This is a genomic window from Streptomyces chrestomyceticus JCM 4735, from assembly GCF_003865135.1.
Taxonomy (GTDB): domain Bacteria; phylum Actinomycetota; class Actinomycetes; order Streptomycetales; family Streptomycetaceae; genus Streptomyces; species Streptomyces chrestomyceticus.
In genome coordinates, this window is record NZ_BHZC01000001.1 from 5,355,124 (window position 1) to 5,371,596 (window position 16,473).

Genomic DNA, 16,473 nt, shown 5'->3' on the forward strand with positions numbered 1-16,473 from the left:
CGGCGGCGAGTGCGACCAGGGCTGACAGCCCGCGCCGCGCCGGGTCCCCGGTCGTCGTACGACGCATCGGCGGCCTCCACTCCGGCGGGTCCGGCCCGTTCCGGACAGCCCGCGCCCCTCTCCGGCACCGTAACGGCGTGCCGCACGCGGCGCCGCCCAGGTTGGCCCGAATGCGGTAGGAACAGCGTGTTATGGGTGGGATGTAGGGTAAAAGAGTGGAAACGATCGTGTACCGTCCCGCGTCCCGCTGGTGGCAGTGGAGTGCCCTGGCTTTCGTCTTCGTCGGCGGGGTCGTTCCGCTGTGCCTCGTCACCTTCGGCATGGGGTGGGAGGAGTTCGGGCGGCGCTTCCGGGCGGAGCCGCGCGGCAGCGATCTGCGTGAGCTGACCGTCGCGCTCGGGGTGTGCGTGCCCCTCGCCGTCGTCCTGTACCACTGCATGGCCAGCCGTACGTACGTCAGTGACGGAGGCATACGGGTGCGGACTCCGCTGCGGCGGCGACGCATGGCCTGGCACGACATCACGGGGATCGGCGTCGACCGGAGCGAGGGCGTCTCCCTCTACGGCCGTACGGGCACGCCGCACCACCGCATACGGGTGGACCTGGCGAGTGGTGAAAGGATTTTCCTGCCCGCTCCGGTCAAGGAGGAGTTCGACTCGGCCATGGAGGCCGCAAAGGGGGAGATGATCCGCCGCTGGAAGGCCGCGACGGCATCGGCACAGCAGCCCGCAGGTCCCGCAGCCTAGGGCCAGAGGAGTTCGCGGGCCCAGCCCCCGCCCTCCCGGCGGTAGTTGATCCGTACGTGCCGTCGGCGGGCGTCGCCCTGGAAGAACTCCACCTCGTCGGGGCGCAGGACGTACAGGGTCCAGCCAGGGACCGGAGCGGTCGGCTCCGCCTGGGCGCGGGCCCATGCGGCCTCCGAGGCGCGTTCCAGGTCCGCGTACGAGGCGAGGACTTCACTCTGGTGGCCGACGAGGGCGGCGGCCAGGGCGCCCGTCGAGCGACGGTGGAGGTCGGCCGCGCTCTCCTCCGGACCCGCCTCGGTGACCCGGCCCCGTACGCGCACCTGGCGGCCGAGGCCCGCCCAGTAGAAGCCGAGGGCGGCGCGCGGCCGGGCGGCGAGTTCGCGGCCCTTGCGGCTGTCGCGGTGGGTGGCGAAGTGCCAGCCGCGCTCGTCGGCGTCGTGCAGCATCAGGGTGCGGACGTTCGGGTCGCCGGACGCGTCGGCGGTCGCGAGCGTCATGGTGTGCGGCTCGGGCACGCCCGCCTCCGCGGCCTCCCGCAGCCACTGCCGGAAGAGCGGCAGCGGGTCGGCCGGGGCGTGCGCCGGGTCGGGGTCGATGCCGGGCAGCTCGCAGTCCCAGACGCGCAGGGAGCGCAGGAGCGCGTGGAAGCGCTCGTCGGAGTCCGCGCCGGTGCCCGTTCCTGTGCCCGCGCCGGTGCCTGCTCCCGCGCTCGTGCCCGTACCCGTGTGCGGGGGCGTGTTTCCTGCCGGGTGTTCGACCATGGCCGGCAGCCTAGTCCGTGGGCCTGCGGGGCAGGGGTGGGGTCAGCGCCGATGGCGTTGTCAGTGGTGCGCCGTACGCTCGGGACATGAGAGCTTCAGGAACGTTCGACGTCGCCGATTTCACGCCGGCGCCGGTGGCGAGCCCCGCGATCGAGACGGCGCTGCCCGTCGGTGTCGCCACGATGCGGAAGCAGTACGAAGGCCAGGTGACCGGGGGCTCCGCGACCCTGTTCACCGCCGCGTTCGACCAGGCCACCGGGACGGGGACGTACGTCGCGATGGAGTCCTTCGAAGGGACGCTCGACGGGCAGGCGGGCGCCTTCAACTTCGCGCACTCCGCGACGACCCTGGGTGAAGGACGGGAGAGCGAGTTCTTCGTCATCGTCCCGGGCAGCGGGAAGGGGGCCCTGGCCGGGATATCCGGAACCGGTGGCGTGGCCGTCGACGCGGACGGCACCCACCGGATCTGGTTCGACTACGAGCTGGGCCGGTAGGCCGCTCGGGCGGTCCGGGCGGCCGGGGTGGTGCAGGCCGCCCCGCCGCCCTGCTGGTCCGGCGAGGCAGCGGACGAGGCCGCGCCTGCTGTGCTCCGGCCCAGGCCGCGCCTAGTGGCGGATGACCGAGCGGATCCAGGCGAGTTGCTGGGAGACCTCTCCGGCCTGGGCGACCGTCTCCCGGTCCGAGCCGTTGAAGACGCCGAGGAGCGTTTCGGTGCCCTGCGCTCCGATGCTCATCACCGGACCGCCGGAGTCGCCGCCGGCCGGAATCCCGGTCACCTTCTCCATGCAGAAGTCCGGGCCGCCCGGTGCCGTGTAGCCCTTGCAGCGGCGGTCGTCCGGCCGTACGACCCGCAGGTCCGACTGCTTGAGCACGGGGGACTGGCAGGCGTTCTCGTCGTCGGTGCAGGTGGCGCCCCACCCGTACTGCCGCACGGTCTGGCCGACGCGGACGCCGGCCGTGGCCAGGCGCGCCGTGGGGATGTTCATCTTCGGGACCTTGACGAGCATCATGTCGGCGGTGCTGCCCACCCGCTTGCCGGGCAGCGGCCGGACCGTGGTGCCCTTGCGCATGTCGAGGTTGCCGACCCGGAAGGAGATCCGCTTGTCGGCGACCGGCTGCGCCTGCTCGTAGAAGCAGTGCGAGGCCGTGAGTATCCACTGCGGGGCGACCGCCGTCCCCGTACACGTGGGCTGGCCGTCGATGAGCATGCGTACCGCCCACGGGCCGTAGGTGCTCTTCGCCCCGCCGATGACGGCGGAGGCCGGCGCGGACCAGATCACCGAACCTGTCAGCAGCAGTGCGGCCGTCAACAGCAGCACACGAACTCGACGCACCATCCGAACAACTCCTCCACCTGACCGGGCCCTTACGCGTGGAGAGATGCCCCGCCGGGGCAAAAGGTTCCGGCTTGCGCCGATGTAAGAGCCGGGGCCGGGCGGCGGGTGCCGTACGGCTTCAGCGTGATCGCGTGGGCGCAGCGCTGCACGTCCTCGGCGAGCTTCTTCGCCACGTAGTTCTTCCACGGCAGGTGGGGCAGCATCCGCAGCATCACGTGCCGGAACCGGATGGCGGCCCGGGAGGCGGGCGTCATCTGCGGTACGAACTTCTCCGCCATCCGCTGGTTCGCCGTGACGTACGGCTGCATCTCCGCCTCGTAGCGCGCGAAGGCGGTACGGGGGTCGCCGCCCGCCGCCGCGAGTTCCCCGGCCAGTACGTACGCGCCCACCAGCGCCATCCCCGTCCCCTGTCCCGACGCGGGTGACGCGCAGTGCGCGGCGTCGCCCAGCAGCACCACGCGCCCGCGCGACCAGCGGTCCATTTCGATCAGGTCGAGCCCGTCGAAGTAGAAGTCGGCGGCGGTGCGGGACGCGTCGAGGAGGCGCGGCACCTGCCAGCCGGCGCCCTCGAACGCGGTCGCCAGCAGCGCGCGTTGGCCGTCCGCGTCCCGGTGGTCGTAGTCCAGCCGGGGCGAACGGAAGCAGAGCCACGCCTTGGCGCCGTTGGCGCCGCGTTCACCGGACGCGCTGTACGTGCAGACGAGGCGGCCGGGCGTGAGGTGGTACAACTCCTCGCCGGGCGCCGCCAGCTCGCCCGGGATGCTGAAGGCCGCTATGTACGCGCCGATGTGCCGCAGATAGCGCGACTCGTCGCCGAAGGCCAGGCGGCGGACGGTGGAGTGCAGGCCGTCCGCGCCGACGACCAGGTCGAAACGGCGCGGCGTCCCGCGTTCGAAGGTGACGTCCACCCCCGTGCCGTCGTCCGCGAGCGAGCTGATCGAGTCGCCGAAGACGTACTCCACGTCGCCGCGCGTGCGGTCGTGGAGGATGCGGGTCAGGTCGCCGCGCATGATCTCGTCGTCGCCGTCCACCCGGGCGCCGAAGATGTCGGCGGGCAGCGTGGCCACCCGCCGCCCGTCGTCGTTCACGTACGCGCCGGTCCGCATGTCCGTACTGGCGCGCCGGATCTCCGGCAGTACGCCCATCCGGTCCGCGACCTCGATCGCGACGCCGCGCAGGTCGACCTTGTAACCGCCGGTCCGGAGTACGGGCGCGCGCTCGACCACGGTGACGGCGTAGCCGTAACGGTGCAGCCAGTACGCGAGGGCGGGGCCGCCGATGCCGGCGCCGGAGATGAGGGCGTGGGGACGGAGTGTGGAGGTCATGCCGTGACTATACGACTGTATCAGACGGTCGTCTATGACAACCGTATAGATCGGCGATGATCACGGTGCGTGCAGGGCCTGGTCCAGCCTGCGGCCCCGGCTGTCCGCCACGCGTACGGCGTCGCTGAGCGACTCGGTGAGGCGGTTGGTGATGAAGAGGAGTTCGGTGGGGGCGGGGGGTTCGATCTGGTTCAGGGCGGTACGCGAGTGATCCAACACCTCGACTGCGGTGCACAGTTGCAACTCTTCCAGCCCGTCGGCCAGGTCCGACACGAGGCCGCGCCCGTCGCCGATCAGGTAGCAGGGCTTGCCGTCCTGAGCGGCCCAGGGGAGGAGGCGCGGCTCTTGGGGGTGGTTTTCGGTCGTCATGGCTTCAATGGTCGGCACGTGTGCGTAGCGTCACCAGGAGTAAGAGGTCCACAGGGCGAGTGTGGGGTGGTTGATCATGGCCGCGAAGTGGTTGGAGCCGTCGCCCGCGCGCGTGCATGTCGGGGGGCTCATCAGCTCCTGGCGCCAGCGCGCGGGGATGACGCAGAAGGAACTGGCGCTCCAGACGCATGTGTCGGTGTCGCTGGAGGGCGCTTACGAGCGTGCGGAACGTATCCCGAGCGCGGGCTTTCTCATCGAGGCTGACCGACTCACCGTCGCGGAGGGCGAGCTGGAATCGTGCATCGGCCTGATGGAACAGGAGCCGGGGCGGGACCAGTTCCTGGAGTGGAAGGCGCTGGAGAGTGAGGCGCTGAGCATGGAGGGGTACCAGAGCATGGTGCTGCCTGGGCTGCTGCAGGCGCCTGACTACGTCTATGCCCTGTTCCGGACTCGGCTACCGGCGTACAGCAAGGGCGAAGTCGACCGGCTGGTGGAGGAACGGCTGGAACGAAAGGTCACGCTCATCCGGGACCCGGCCCCGACGGTGAGCTTCGTGGTCGAGCAGTCGGTGTTCGAGCGGCCGATCGGCGGTGTTGCGGCGTTCAAGAAGTGCTTGCTCCACGTCGTGCAGACGGTCCGCGAACTCGATCACGTCATGCTGCAGGTGATGCCCACGAACGTGACCGAGCACGCGGGGCTCAACGGGCCGTTGGACGTGGTGTTCTCGCCGGACGGGCGGTACAGCATCTTCATGGAGGGGCAGGCCAAGGGTAGGTTGCTGTCGAGGCCGGCTGAGGCACACCAGTACGTCCAGAGGGTCGGTGCTCTCCGGTCGCAGGCCATGGACCCGCAGAGGTCGCTGGAATTCGTCGAGAAACTGGCAAGGTGAGTGTGAACGCCGAACTGACCTGGTTCAAGAGCAGCCACAGCAACCCCGATGGCCAAACGTGTGTGGAAGTGGCCTACGCCTGGCGTAAGTCCAGCTACAGCGGCGAACAAGACGCCGACACCAACTGCGTCGAAGTGGCCACCACCCCCACCACCATCCACATACGCGACTCCAAGAACGTCACCGGCCCCGCCCTCTCCGTACCCCCCGCCGCCTGGGCCGACTTCCTGCGCCTCATCTCGTAGTGCGGGTCGCGTCGTACTCGATGACGCGTTCGTTCATGGCTTGCAGGTGGTCGTCCCAGGAGTAGACGCGCCGGAGGCTGTAGCCGCCCCGGCCGGCCGGTTCGCGGATGATCACGTCGTGGCCGGACAGTTCGACGGACAGGGGTGTCACTCCGGCGTCCATGATCTGGGTGACCACCCCGTCCTTCGCCGTGAACCCCCACAGGAACAGAAACGTTTTCCCGGACTCGATGCCGAGCAGCAGCTCGTCCTTGCCGTCACCGTTCAGGTCCCGGTACTGCGGCGCCAGTACGGGGCAGCCCTTCTGCCCGGCGGCCCGGCACTCCCCGATCTTCCTGTTGGTGCCGTCCTCGTCCAGCTCGCCCGTCATGGACGCGACCTTGGCCTGCGCGACGGCCAGCGCCGACACCCGGTGCAGGTCACCGGAGGGGACGCGCGGCGCCGACTTCAGCGGCGTCGGGCGCTCGGCGGAGTTGGGCTCGTACGTCTGCTCCGGCGCGGGCGTCCGGCCGGGCCACAGCAGCGCGGGCGCCGACGCCCCGGCCGTACGCCCCGCACTCTTCGGCTCACCCGTCCCGTCGCACCCGCTGACCAGCGCGCACGTGGCGGCCAGGGCGAGCGCCACGGCCGGCAGGGAACGGGGCATCGGTACGTCATTTCCGGTCGGGCCTGAAGGGCGGCGGCGGGCAGGGGCCACACCGCACATGATGTTGTCTGCCCTTTGTTGCGGCAATTCGGCGGAGGCGTAACGGCCCGCCGTAGAGGAAGGTGCAGTGGTGTTACGGGCCCGGGAATCCGGCCGGAAACCGTCCCCGCATGTAGGACACGTACTGTCCGCCATGCCGCCTAACGTCTTCGTCATCGGCCAGTGCGGTCACCCGGCCGCCCCGTACCGTGAGGAGCACGCCATGAGCCGTGTCACCGGCAACCAGCCCGACGGAACGCCTACCTGGGTCGAGCTGGTGGTGCCCGATCTCGAACGCGCCATGGACTTCTACGGGAAGCTGTTCGGCTGGACGTACGAGCGGGAGACGATGGCGGAGGGGCCGTACGCCATCGGGCTGGTGGACGGGCAGCGCGCCGCGGGCCTGATGGAGCGGTCCGACGCGCAGGGCGACCCGTGGACCATGTTCATGGCGGCCGACGACTGCGACGGCACGGCCAAGCGGATCACCGACGCGGGCGGCCGGGTGCTGTGGGGCCCGGTGGACATCCGGGACTTCGGGCGGGCCGTGCTCGCCGAGGACAACGTGGGGGCGCAGTTCGGGCTCTGGCAGGCGCGCGCCCACGTCGGCTGCGAGATCGTCAACGAGCCCAACACCCTCGTACGCAACGACCTGTTGGCGCCGGCCGCGGATGCCGCGCGGGCCCGCGAGTTCTACACGGCGGTCTTCTCCTACACGCTGGACGGCAACCCGGACATGGCGGACGCCGACTTCACGTTCTTGCGCCGCCCGGACGGGCACGAGATCGGCGGGATCCTGGGCGTCCCGTCCCTCGGGGCCGCGAGCTGGGGGACGTGCTTCGAGGTGGCGGACACGGACGCGGCGGTGGCGCGGGCGGTCGCGGCCGGCGGGACGGCTACCGAGCCGGAGGACACGGTGTACGTACGGCAGGCGCGGGTGACGGACCCGTTCGGTACGGAGTTCATGATCGGCGCGCGTCCGAAGGCGTAAGGGCGCGGCGCGGCCCGAGCAGCCCGCGTAACAGCGCGCCCGGCGGCCGGCCACGGGGGACCGGCCGCCGGGCGCGTCAGTTGTCTGCCTCTACCGCTGCCTCGGCCTTTACCGCTGCCGGGCGTCAGCCGCGCTCGGCGGTGGTGCGGCGGCGGCCCGCGACCACCAGGCCCGCGCCCGCGGCGACGGCGACGGCGGCGCCGCCGGCGGCCCACGGGGTGACCGGGCTGACGCCGGTCGCGGCCAGGCTGCTGCCGGTGCTGGTGTTGCTGGTGGTGTCGCTGCCGGTGGACGTGACGGCGGTACCGGAGGGCGTGCCGGAGCCGGTGGTGCCGTGGTCGCCCGCGGGCTTGGTGTCGACGGCGGGCGTGACGTTCTTGCCGCCACCCTCCGCGGCCTTGCCCCCGGCCCCCTTCTCCTTCGCGGCCTTGTCCTTGGCCGCCTTGTCCTTGGCGGCCTTCTCCTTCGCCGCCCTCTCCTCTTCCGCCTTCTTCGCGGCGGCCTCGTCCTTGGCGCGGGCCTCGTACTGGCCTACGTCGAGGAAGTGCTGAAGGTCCTCGGGCCCGCCCCACAGCGCCTCATCAGCGGCGGCCTGGACGGCGGGGCCGCCGACGCTGGCAATCTGCACCACGCGCACCCTGTTGTCCCCTTCAATGGCGAGGCTCAGGCCCTCCTCCAGGAAGCGCACCCGGTCCTGCGGGGCGCCGTCGAGAGCCTTGTTCGCCGCTTCGCGGACACTGGAGCCGACGTTCTTGCCCGCCAAGATCCGCAGGATCGCCACCTTGTTGTCCTCGTCGCGGGCCTCGTACTGCCCCGTCTCCAGGAACCGACGCAGACCCTCGCGCGGGCCCGTGAGCGCCTTCTTGGCCTCCCGGGCCAGCGCGCGGCCGGGGTTCCCGTCCAGCATCCGCGCGACCGCGAGCAGATCCTCCTTCATGCGCGCCGTGTCCGCCGGCGTCTTCCCGGACTCGTCCGGCTGCGCCTGCGCGCCCTGGTCCGGCACCGAGTTGGCGGCGTCCGGTGCCTCGGCGGCGACCGCCGGGGAGGCGAACAGTACGGCCGGCGCGACCGCGGCAGCCGCCAGGAAGGCCGTGAGACGGGCCTGCTTCTTCATGTCATGCACCAACATTTCCAGCAATGAACAGCAATGAGCAAAAAATAACCTTTACAGGTTAAGGGGTGCCCGGGATTAGCGTGCCGGGCATGGAGACTCCGCAAGAACACCGCAATCGGCTGCTCCTGGACGGCCGTAGCCTCTCGTACATCGACTTCGGCCCCGCCGACGGAAAACCGCTCCTCGCCCTGCACGGGCATTTCTCCGAGGGCCTGAGTTTCGCCGGGCTCGCCGCCGAACTCGCCCCGGAATGGCGGGTGATCGCCCCCGACCAGGGCGGCCACGGCGAGTCGGACCGTACCCCGGACCATTCCCGCGAGGCGTACGTCGCCGACGCGCTCGCCCTCCTCGACCACCTCGGCCTGGCGTCCGCCGTGGTGCTCGGGCACTCCATGGGCGGCAAGAACGCGTACCACCTCGCCGCCCGGCACCCGGAGCGGGTCCGCGCGCTGATCAATGTGGACGACCCGGTCGTGATCACCGACACCGGTCCCAGCGGCATCTCCTTCTGCCTGGACTGGCCGCGGCAGGCGCCGACCCGAGAGGCCCTGCTCGACGGGCTCGGCGCGGCGGCGCCGATGGTCGCCCCATGGCTGCGGCGGCAGGACGACGGCGGCTGGCGGCTGCCGTTCGTACCGGAGGACGTCGTCGCGTCCGACCTGGGTGTGCGCGGTGATCACTGGCCGGTCTGGCTGGCCAGCGACTGCCCGGCCCTGCTCGTGCACGGCCGTACGAGCTTCCTGGTGACGCCGGGGCTGGCCCGGGAGATGGCCGAACGCCGCCCGCACACCCGCCGGGTCGAGCTGGACGCCGGGCACTTCATCCCGACCGAGGACCCGGAGGGGCTGGTCAGGGCCGTACGGGAGTTCCTGGGCACGCTCGGGTGAGCGAAAGCAGGCGCCGGGACGGGTGCGGGGGCGCTGCGGGCGGGGCCATAGTGGACAGAGGGGAGATAATCTCCATAAGGTAAAGAAATGGCAAACTTCGTTGAATGTATAACCGACCCGGACGCCGCCGGACCGCTGTGGTGCGGAGACCGGACGGTCGCCGTGTTCGCCGCCCGCCCGGAGGGCGCCGCCGAGGGCGCCGGTCGGGTCGAAGGGTCGGTCGCGCTGCTGGATCTGGGTGCCGACGACCCGGCCCTGCGCTTCGTCGCCGTCCTCGACTGCCCGGAGGGCGAAATCCTGGTGCCCCTGTTGCGGGGAGCGGCGGACGAGGCCCGTAAGGCGGGCGGTACGACGCTGCGCTGGATCACGGAGGAGGACGTGAGCCCCGGCAAGGCCGCGGTGGAGCTGGGCGCCCTCGAAAGCGGCGAGGTCTACCGCTGGTGGCGGCGCGACCTGCCGGCCGGTGTCCCCGTGCGGGACGCGGCGGTACGGCAGCTCCCCTCCGAGGAGGAGGGCGTCGCGTTCCGTATCGGCACGGACGACGCCTGGTACGACGTCGAGCTGGACGACGACCGCGCTCGCCTGGTCCACGACCGCGCGGACGAGAGCACCGCCGACGCCCTCACCGCCCTCACCGCCCTCACCTCGGCGGCCCTCCACGCACTCGACACCGACCACCCCGGGCTGCGCGCCGCGGAGGTCAACGCGGCACCCGACGACGAGGAACTCCACGCGGCGCTACGCCGGTTGGGGTTCGCGGCGACGCATTCGCGTGCCGTGGAGTACACCCTGTCGCTGGCATAGAGCGGGGGCAGGGCGGGCCGTGCCGCCGGTTCATGGACGCGGCACGGCTTCGAACGAGAGCAGGGAGTTGTCGGGATGGTAACCCCGCTCCACCCACATGCCGCTCTCGCTTGCCTTGTACTCGTACCTCTTCGCATCCAGGATTCCGAGCAGCCGATGCTCGTCCGCCGAGTTCGGTCCGGGGCAGGTGCGGTGCGTGATGAGCTTCGGGCCGTGGAAGTAGACACTCGTGCCGGAGAATTCGGCCGCTGCGCTGAAGGCATTGCAGCCGAGCTTGCCGGTGACGACGCCACCGGGGTGGAAGTCCCAGTAGAGGTCTTCGTCGGCGGAAGCAAAACCCAGTACGGTGTTCTCGGGACGGAATTCCTTGGGCCGGTACCGCGTCGTGAAGAACCCCTCGAACATGACCGGTGAGGCCGTCGCCGACTCGCCGCGCTCGTTCTTCAGCACGATCTCGTCGTGCCGTGCCGGGCGCCCGGGGACGGTGGGTTTCTCCGGAGGTTTCCTGGTGATCGTCAGCGGCCCTCGGAGGAATCGCTTGAGGCTGCGCTCGTTCTGATCCACGTACGGCTTGTCCGCGGAGGACGTGCACAAGGTGGAGGAGTCCCTGGGGCTCGGTGTCGGCGGGGGCGTGCCCACCTCCTCGCCCAACGCCAGTCTTGTTGAACGCAGTTCCGCATTCACCCGGAACGTGGCGCACCCGTAGGAGCCCGTCGCCGTCCCGTCGTCATGGAACTCGACCCACGGACGTATGCCGTGCCCGTCTTGGCGATCCGTCGCCCCCTCCGCCGTGACGTCGTAGAACTCCCAGATCCCATGGGACAACGAGCCACCCACCCCGCCCGGCCCCTTCTCCGAAGGTGAGGCGGAGGCCGGAGTGCCGCGCCCGCTCCCGCCCGCTGGGGGCGGTGGCGCCCCGCATGCCGAGACAGCGGCAAGAGCCATGACGACTGCTCCGGCCGGTACCAGGGTGTGTCTTCGGACCCTCCGCTTCTTCATGACCACTGGAACGGGTCACGTCGGCCTCCGGTTCCCCCACTCGCTACCCCCGCCCCAGCACCAACGTCCCCGAAGAGCAGAACCAGCCGCCCGTCCCCGACGCCACGGCCAGTTGCGGGAGGGTGCCGTCCGGGCGGTGTACCTGGCGGTCCTCGCCTGCTTCGCCGCGTAGCTGGCGTACTGCCTCGACCAGCAGGAACAGGCCGCGCATGCCGGGGTGGCAGGCGGCCAGGCCGCCGCCGTCGGTGTTGACGGGGAGGGCGCCGTCGCGCAGCAGGCGGCCCTTCTCCACGAAGGCGCCGCCCTCGCCCTTGGCACAGAAGCCGAGGTCTTCCAGGGTCACCAGCGTCATGTAGGTGAAGGCGTCGTAGATCTCGGCCACGTCGATCTCCGAGGGGCGCACCCCGGCCCGTTCGAAGGCGAGGCGGCCGGAGACGGCGGCGGGGGAGACGGTGAAGTCGTCCCACTCGGACATCGCGGAGTGGGACAGGGCGGTGCCCGCGCCCAGGACGTGGACGGGCGGCTTGGCCAGGTCGCGTACGTACTCCTCGGCGGCCAGGAGGACCGCGCAGCCGCCGTCGGAGCGGATGCAGCAGTGCAGCTTGGTGAAGGGGTCGGCGATCAGCGGTCCGGACAGTACGTCGTCGACGGTGATGGGGTCCCGGTACATCGCGTCCGGGTTGGTGGCCGCGTTGGCCCGCGCCTGGACGGCGACCTCGGCGAGCTGGGCGAGTGTGGTGCCGTACTGGTGCATGTGGCGGCGCGCGGCCATGGCGTACTTGGCGACGAGGGTGTGGCCGTACGGCACCTCGTACTGGAGCGGGCCGCGGGCGCCGAAGGAGAGGTTGGCTGTGCGGCGGCCGGCCTTGAGGTCGGCGCGCGCTGTGGACCCGTACACCAGCAGCACCGCGCGCGCCTGCCCGGCCGCGATGGCGTCCACGGCATGCGCGGCCATCACCTCCCAGGTGGCGCCGCCCACCGAGGTGGAGTCGGCCCAGGTGGGGCGCAGTCCCAGGTACTCGGCGACCTCCACCGGCGCCAGAGTGCCGAGCCCGGCCGAGGCGAAGCCGTCGACCAGGGAGCGGTCGAGGCCGGAGTCGGCCAGCGCGCGGCGGGCGGCCTGGGCGTGGAGGGCGTACGGGGTGGCTTCGGCCACGCGCCCGCAGTCGGAGAGGGCGACACCGGCGATGACCACCTTGCGGGGGACGTGGTGCTCCCTGACGGCAGCGGCATAAATCTGACGGTACATCAGGTTGCGGGTGGGGCGGGAGAGGGCGGCGGCCGGGTGGGGTGCTGCGCGAGGGTGGGAAAAGTGCGGCGGAGTACCTAACATGACGGGCCGTCAGGTCGCTGTACGGCCGGGAGGAGCCCGCCGATGGATGCCGCGTTCACCGAGGAGCAGGACGAGATCCGCCGTACGCTGCGCGAACTGCTCCACAAGCGCTGCGGCCCCGACGACCTCCGGGCCGCCGTACGCACTCCCGAGGGGTACGACCCCGGCCTGTGGCGACAGCTCGCGCAGAAGCTGGGGCTGCCGGGGCTGGCGCTGCCCGCCGCGTACGGGGGTGTCGGCTGCGGGCCCACCGAGCTGGCGCTGGCCTGCGAGGAGACCGGTCGGGTGCTGCTGCCCTCACCGCTGCTGCCCACCACCGCCCTCGTCGCGCCGCTGGTGCTGGTGCTGGGGACGGAGGCGCAGCGGGCGGAGCTGCTGCCCGCCCTCGCGTCGGGCGAGCTGACGGGGGCGCTGGCCGTACCGGGCGGGCAGTTGAGCACGGCCCTCGCGCTCACCGCCCGTAACGCCGGGGACTGGGCGGGGGCGGCCGGGCCGGTGGCATCCAGGCGCGGGAGTGCGGAGGGGGAGGGGAGCACGGGGCGGCGGGGGAGTGGCGGCTGTACGGGGAGGCCGCGCAGGTGCTGGGCGGGCACAGTGCGGGGCTGCTCCTGGTGGCCGCGCACGCGGGCGGTTATGCGCGCAGCCGGACGCTGCTGTTCGTCGTACGGGGGACGCGCCCGGTGTGGTGCGGGTGCGGCAGACGGCGATGGATGAGACCCGGGCGCTGGGGGCCGTCCAACTGCGCAATGTACGCGCTTCGTTGTTGGGGGCGGAGGGCGCTGAGGGTGTGGGGGGCGTGGGCAGCGTGGAGCGCGCGCTCGCACGGGCCGGGGCCGGGGCCGCGGCGGCGCTGGCCGCCGAGGCGGTCGGGGCGGCGGGCGCGGCGCTGGAGTGGACCGTCGCGTACGTCAAGGTGCGGGAACAGTTCGGCCGGCCCATCGGCTCCTTCCAGGCCGTCCAGCACCGGCTCGCCGACCTCTACGTACAGGTGCAGGCCGCCCGGTCCGCGGCCTGCTACGCGGCCTGGGCGGTGGGCGGAGCGGCGGAGGGCGCCGAGCCCGGCGCCCCGGCCTCGCGCTCGCACACGCCTTGGAGACGCTGCGCGCGGTGGCCGGGGAGGCCATCCAGTTGCACGGCGGCATCGGCTTCACCTGGGAGCACGAGGCCCACCTCTTCTTCAAGCGCGCGGCCTGCGACGAGCTGCTGTTCGGGCCCGTACACCGGCTGCGGGCGCACGCCGCCGAGACGGCGGGAGTGTTCGGGGGCGACGGAATACGGGCAGAGGTGTCGGTGTGAAGGCGTACGGCAGGCGGCTGGTGCAGAAGGTGTCCGCGACGCCCGGCTTCGCGCGGGTGGCGCCGTATGTCGTCCCGGCCCTGGACCGTACGGTGCACCGCCTCACCGGGGGCAAGCTGCTGCTGAGCGCGCGGATGCTGTCCGGGGCGGTCCTGACGGCGACGGGCGCCCGGACCGGCCTGCCGCGGCGGACGCCGCTGGCGTGCCTGCCGGAGGGGGACGGGACGTGGCTGCTGATCGGCAGCAACTTCGGCCGCCCTGGGCACCCGGCCTGGTCGGCCAACCTGCTGAAGCACCCGGAGGCCGAGATCAGTTGGCGCGGCCGGGACATCCCCGTACGGGCCCGGCTGCTGACCGGTACGGAGCGGGCGCGGGCGTGGGCGGCGGCGGTCCGGTTCTGGCCGCCGTACGCCGCGTACCAGGAGCGGGCCGGCCGGGAGATCCGGCTCTTCCGGCTGGAGCCGCGCTGACCGTACGGGCGCAGGGGCGTCCGGCCGGATGCTGCCCGGAGACGCGCACAGCGGGTGCCGGCCGGCCCCGAGGGGCGGACAACACCCGCTGTGACGTACAGCTATGGCAGGACGAGGGTGAACGAGGACCGTTCCGTGGGCTGTTTCGTGAGGTATTCCCGAGCGGTGTCGTGGTGCGGAACGTGAACGGGTGCAGGGGGTGATACACGGGGCGAAATGCGGCGTAGGCCGTGCCCCGTGAAATGCGTCCCGGGTTATTTGGTGGGCTTTTTCCCGGTGACGCCCAGGTGCACCAGGAGCGCCAGGTTCGGCTTCAGTTCCTGCTGTTTGACACCCCAGCTCGTGAAACCCTTCTGATGGGCGGCGACCGCCGCCAGCATGGCGACGAGCGAACCGGCCATCGCGGCCGCGCTGACGTCCTTGTCCACCTTGCCCTTGGACTGGAGCTCCTTGATGGAGTCCGTAAGGGAGTTGGTGACCGCATTCAGGATCTTCATGCGGATCTTGTAGAACCGTTTGTCGCCCTCGGCGGCACCGAGGTCGACGACGCGCAGGATCGCGTCGTTCCGGCGCCAGAAGGAGAGGAATCCCTCGACGAGTTCCTCGGCCGCCTGCCGGCCGGACCGGCCCACCCAGGAGCGCCCGGCCACCAGGTCGGTAAGGCTCGCGCCCTCTTTGGCCATCTCCTCGGCGATTTCCAGTACCGCGCCCTCGACATCGGGGAAGTACTGGTAGAACGTCGCGGGCGAAGTGCCCGCTTTGCGGGCCACATCGATGACCTTGACGTCTCGGTACGGGGACGAACTGAGCATGTCGCTGAGGCAGTCGAGCAGCTTCTGCCGGGTCGCCTGTCCACGGCGCCCGGCGACTCTGCCGTCGACGGTCCGAACTTGTCCTGTCATGCCGTCAGCTTACCGAGGGGTGATCGGAGCGCGATTTGGCTGCCTGCAAATGGGGATGCGGGAGTTCGGCCGTATCGGTCCCGGCCGGTCCCGTGCGCCGGGCGGCCGGGGCGGTCCGGAGCGGGCCCGGAGGGCGGCTTGACCCGAACAAGTGAATCGTATTGTCAACAGGCTGTGGACAACTTTTCCGGACGGGCGGACAGGGTTCCGGCGGGGTGTGCGGTCACGCCGTACGGCATTGTGGCCGCGGAACGGATCATTACCGGAACACGGCACGGCCCCTTACCGGCCGAAGGGGAATGTCCGGTAAGCAGCGTGATCGCGGAGAATTGGCAGAATGTTCGATTACTCTCCGGGCGGGACGCAAGATCCAGGGCTACTTTGGCCCCATGACTGCATTCGCGGCGGGCGTCCCGTGCTGGGCCGACGTCATGCTGCCCGACCTGGAAGCGGGCAAGAGATTCTACGGAGAGCTGTTCGGCTGGACGTTCTCCGGCGGCGCTCCCGAGTTCGGCGGTTACACCGAGGCGTACAAGGATGGCAGGGCCGCCGCCGGCCTGATGCCCAAGCAGGACGGCCGGATGCCCACCGCGTGGAACGTGTACTTCGCGACCCCGGACGCCGCCCGTACCAGCGCGCAGATCCTGCGGGCGGGCGGCCACATCATCACGGAGGCCGTGCCCGTCGGTGACTTGGGCACCATGCTGGTCGCGGCCGACCCGACCGGCGCGGTCTTCAGCATCTGGCAGGCCGGCACCCACCAGGGCTTCGGCGTGCAGCGCGAGTCCGGCGCGTACGTCTGGACGAGTCTGAGCACCCGCGACCCGGAGCGGGCCGACGCCTTCTACGAGGAGGTCTTCGGCTTCGAGAGCGTGGCCGACAGCCCGGCGGCCGACGAGCGCTTCCGGCCCTGGCGGCCGGCCGGCCAGGACCGCGAGGTCGGCGGCCGCATCCTCATGGACGAGCACGCGCCCGCCGCGATGCCGCCGCACTTCACCGTCTGCTTCCTCGTCCCCGAGATGGACGACGCCGTACGGACCACCACCCGGCTCGGCGGCCGGGTCACGGTCGAGCCGGTCGGCACGCCGGGCGGTCCGTTCGCGGTGCTCACCGACGACCAGGGCGCGGGGTTCGGCGTCATGGCGGCGAAGTAGGCCCCGCGGACCACAATTGGGGCCGGTGACAGCTCCCGCTGTCGGGCCGCGGACGGCGCGGCCCGGCAGCGGGTCTGTGCGGGGGTGCGTGCGGGGGTATGCGCGCAGGCCCGTGCGGGGAGCCTGTGGGGGCGGCGCGGCGACCTTGGGTACGGCACAGTGGGTA

18 protein-coding genes and 1 pseudogene are annotated in these 16,473 nt (G+C 71.5%); 10 read left to right on the forward strand and 9 right to left on the reverse strand.

Annotated elements, in window-relative coordinates; all coding sequences use genetic code 11:
- The first annotated feature begins 215 nt into the window (after window positions 1-215).
- Window positions 216-746, forward strand: a complete 531-nt coding sequence (locus EJG53_RS23210) for a PH domain-containing protein (RefSeq protein ID WP_125046379.1) — start codon at window positions 216-218, stop codon at window positions 744-746.
- Here EJG53_RS23210 and EJG53_RS23215 read toward each other — a convergent pair.
- Window positions 743-1,507 (reverse strand): pyridoxine/pyridoxamine 5'-phosphate oxidase, encoded by a 765-nt coding sequence (locus EJG53_RS23215; RefSeq protein ID WP_125046380.1) that lies wholly within the window; start codon window positions 1,505-1,507, stop codon window positions 743-745. The two genes, EJG53_RS23210 and EJG53_RS23215, sit on opposite strands and share 4 nt — an antisense overlap.
- Before the next feature lie 86 nt (window positions 1,508-1,593).
- On the opposite strand from EJG53_RS23215, the gene EJG53_RS23220 reads away from it, so the two are divergent.
- Window positions 1,594-2,001, forward strand: coding sequence for a DUF3224 domain-containing protein (locus EJG53_RS23220; protein ID WP_125046381.1), 408 nt, complete (start codon window positions 1,594-1,596; stop codon window positions 1,999-2,001).
- A 111-nt stretch (window positions 2,002-2,112) separates the two neighbouring features.
- Here the strand turns inward: EJG53_RS23220 and EJG53_RS23225 are convergent, their stop codons facing one another.
- The 3 genes from EJG53_RS23225 to EJG53_RS23235 are packed head-to-tail and all read right to left on the reverse strand — an operon-like array spanning window position 2,113 to window position 4,538.
- The gene (locus tag EJG53_RS23225; protein WP_031005927.1) at window positions 2,113-2,844 is read right to left on the reverse strand and encodes a S1 family peptidase; all 732 of its coding nucleotides are present in this window, start codon (window positions 2,842-2,844) and stop codon (window positions 2,113-2,115) included.
- Between the two features lie 29 nt (window positions 2,845-2,873).
- Window positions 2,874-4,169 carry an FAD-dependent monooxygenase gene (locus EJG53_RS23230; protein WP_125046382.1) on the reverse strand — a complete coding sequence of 432 codons (1,296 nt, stop codon included), beginning with the start codon at window positions 4,167-4,169 and terminating at the stop codon, window positions 2,874-2,876.
- Window positions 4,170-4,229: 60 nt separating this feature from the next.
- Window positions 4,230-4,538, reverse strand: a complete 309-nt coding sequence (locus EJG53_RS23235) for a hypothetical protein (protein ID WP_125046383.1) — start codon at window positions 4,536-4,538, stop codon at window positions 4,230-4,232.
- Window positions 4,539-4,695: 157 nt separating this feature from the next.
- On the opposite strand from EJG53_RS23235, the gene EJG53_RS23240 reads away from it, so the two are divergent.
- On the forward strand, window positions 4,696-5,427 hold the full coding sequence (locus tag EJG53_RS23240; protein ID WP_167515152.1) for a helix-turn-helix domain-containing protein: 732 nt from the start codon (window positions 4,696-4,698) through the stop codon (window positions 5,425-5,427).
- Between the two features lie 2 nt (window positions 5,428-5,429).
- Window positions 5,430-5,672, forward strand: coding sequence for a DUF397 domain-containing protein (locus EJG53_RS23245; RefSeq protein WP_125049537.1), 243 nt, complete (start codon window positions 5,430-5,432; stop codon window positions 5,670-5,672).
- Here EJG53_RS23245 and EJG53_RS23250 read toward each other — a convergent pair.
- Window positions 5,662-6,318: a hypothetical protein gene (locus EJG53_RS23250; RefSeq protein ID WP_032927319.1), complete on the reverse strand. Its 657-nt coding sequence runs from the start codon at window positions 6,316-6,318 to the stop codon at window positions 5,662-5,664. The genes EJG53_RS23245 and EJG53_RS23250 overlap by 11 nt on opposite strands.
- Before the next feature lie 262 nt (window positions 6,319-6,580).
- Here EJG53_RS23250 and EJG53_RS23255 point away from each other — a divergent pair, with 262 nt between their 5' ends.
- Window positions 6,581-7,348, forward strand: a complete 768-nt coding sequence (locus EJG53_RS23255) for a VOC family protein (protein WP_125046385.1) — start codon at window positions 6,581-6,583, stop codon at window positions 7,346-7,348.
- A 124-nt stretch (window positions 7,349-7,472) separates the two neighbouring features.
- Here EJG53_RS23255 and EJG53_RS23260 read toward each other — a convergent pair whose 3' ends face one another.
- Window positions 7,473-8,477, reverse strand: coding sequence for an ALF repeat-containing protein (locus EJG53_RS23260; RefSeq protein WP_125046386.1), 1,005 nt, complete (start codon window positions 8,475-8,477; stop codon window positions 7,473-7,475).
- A gap of 74 nt (window positions 8,478-8,551) precedes the next feature.
- Between EJG53_RS23260 and EJG53_RS23265 the strand changes: the two genes are divergently transcribed.
- Together EJG53_RS23265 and EJG53_RS23270 are read left to right on the forward strand one after the other, a co-directional pair.
- Window positions 8,552-9,349 carry an alpha/beta fold hydrolase gene (locus EJG53_RS23265; RefSeq protein WP_125046387.1) on the forward strand — a complete coding sequence of 266 codons (798 nt, stop codon included), beginning with the start codon at window positions 8,552-8,554 and terminating at the stop codon, window positions 9,347-9,349.
- Between the two features lie 87 nt (window positions 9,350-9,436).
- A complete protein-coding gene (locus EJG53_RS23270; RefSeq protein WP_244955287.1) occupies window positions 9,437-10,153 on the forward strand; it encodes a hypothetical protein in 717 nt (238 codons plus the stop codon).
- A 30-nt stretch (window positions 10,154-10,183) separates the two neighbouring features.
- Here EJG53_RS23270 and EJG53_RS41180 read toward each other — a convergent pair whose 3' ends face one another.
- Both EJG53_RS41180 and EJG53_RS23280 read right to left on the reverse strand, forming a co-directional pair.
- Entirely contained in the window at window positions 10,184-10,603 is a 420-nt protein-coding gene (locus EJG53_RS41180; RefSeq protein ID WP_167515153.1) for an META domain-containing protein, read from the reverse strand.
- Between the two features lie 592 nt (window positions 10,604-11,195).
- Entirely contained in the window at window positions 11,196-12,401 is a 1,206-nt protein-coding gene (locus EJG53_RS23280) for a thiolase C-terminal domain-containing protein (protein WP_125046389.1), read from the reverse strand.
- 126 nt (window positions 12,402-12,527) lie between these two features.
- Between EJG53_RS23280 and EJG53_RS23285 the strand changes: the two are divergent.
- Both EJG53_RS23285 and EJG53_RS23290 read left to right on the forward strand, forming a co-directional pair.
- A pseudogene (locus EJG53_RS23285) lies at window positions 12,528-13,781 on the forward strand (acyl-CoA dehydrogenase family protein).
- Window positions 13,778-14,251 (forward strand): nitroreductase family deazaflavin-dependent oxidoreductase, encoded by a 474-nt coding sequence (locus EJG53_RS23290; protein ID WP_125046390.1) that lies wholly within the window; start codon window positions 13,778-13,780, stop codon window positions 14,249-14,251. The pseudogene EJG53_RS23285 and the gene EJG53_RS23290 overlap by 4 nt, the downstream one beginning before the upstream one ends.
- A gap of 254 nt (window positions 14,252-14,505) precedes the next feature.
- Here EJG53_RS23290 and EJG53_RS23295 read toward each other — a convergent pair whose 3' ends face one another.
- The gene (locus EJG53_RS23295) at window positions 14,506-15,153 is read right to left on the reverse strand and encodes a TetR family transcriptional regulator (RefSeq protein ID WP_125046391.1); all 648 of its coding nucleotides are present in this window, start codon (window positions 15,151-15,153) and stop codon (window positions 14,506-14,508) included.
- 389 nt (window positions 15,154-15,542) lie between these two features.
- On the opposite strand from EJG53_RS23295, the gene EJG53_RS23300 reads away from it, so the two are divergent.
- Complete coding sequence (locus tag EJG53_RS23300; RefSeq protein WP_125046392.1) at window positions 15,543-16,307, forward strand: VOC family protein; 765 nt, start codon at window positions 15,543-15,545, stop codon at window positions 16,305-16,307.
- The last annotated feature ends 166 nt before the right edge of the window (window positions 16,308-16,473 follow it).

What these genes read in the sequence shown, in the direction of transcription:
- EJG53_RS23215 (WP_125046380.1), bottom strand. Translation starts at nt 1,507, where the DNA reads ATGGTCGAACACCCGGCAGGAAACACGCCCCCGCACACGGGTACGGGC.
- EJG53_RS23220 (WP_125046381.1), top strand. Translation starts at nt 1,594, where the DNA reads ATGAGAGCTTCAGGAACGTTCGACGTCGCCGATTTCACGCCGGCGCCG.
- EJG53_RS23225 (WP_031005927.1), bottom strand. Translation starts at nt 2,844, where the DNA reads ATGGTGCGTCGAGTTCGTGTGCTGCTGTTGACGGCCGCACTGCTGCTG.
- EJG53_RS23230 (WP_125046382.1), bottom strand. Translation starts at nt 4,169, where the DNA reads ATGACCTCCACACTCCGTCCCCACGCCCTCATCTCCGGCGCCGGCATC.
- EJG53_RS23235 (WP_125046383.1), bottom strand. Translation starts at nt 4,538, where the DNA reads ATGACGACCGAAAACCACCCCCAAGAGCCGCGCCTCCTCCCCTGGGCC.
- EJG53_RS23240 (WP_167515152.1), top strand. Translation starts at nt 4,696, where the DNA reads ATGACGCAGAAGGAACTGGCGCTCCAGACGCATGTGTCGGTGTCGCTG.
- EJG53_RS23250 (WP_032927319.1), bottom strand. Translation starts at nt 6,318, where the DNA reads ATGCCCCGTTCCCTGCCGGCCGTGGCGCTCGCCCTGGCCGCCACGTGC.
- EJG53_RS23255 (WP_125046385.1), top strand. Translation starts at nt 6,581, where the DNA reads ATGAGCCGTGTCACCGGCAACCAGCCCGACGGAACGCCTACCTGGGTC.
- EJG53_RS23260 (WP_125046386.1), bottom strand. Translation starts at nt 8,477, where the DNA reads ATGTTGGTGCATGACATGAAGAAGCAGGCCCGTCTCACGGCCTTCCTG.
- EJG53_RS23265 (WP_125046387.1), top strand. Translation starts at nt 8,552, where the DNA reads ATGGAGACTCCGCAAGAACACCGCAATCGGCTGCTCCTGGACGGCCGT.
- EJG53_RS23270 (WP_244955287.1), top strand. Translation starts at nt 9,437, where the DNA reads ATGGCAAACTTCGTTGAATGTATAACCGACCCGGACGCCGCCGGACCG.
- EJG53_RS23280 (WP_125046389.1), bottom strand. Translation starts at nt 12,401, where the DNA reads ATGTACCGTCAGATTTATGCCGCTGCCGTCAGGGAGCACCACGTCCCC.
- EJG53_RS23295 (WP_125046391.1), bottom strand. Translation starts at nt 15,153, where the DNA reads ATGACAGGACAAGTTCGGACCGTCGACGGCAGAGTCGCCGGGCGCCGT.
- EJG53_RS23300 (WP_125046392.1), top strand. Translation starts at nt 15,543, where the DNA reads ATGACTGCATTCGCGGCGGGCGTCCCGTGCTGGGCCGACGTCATGCTG.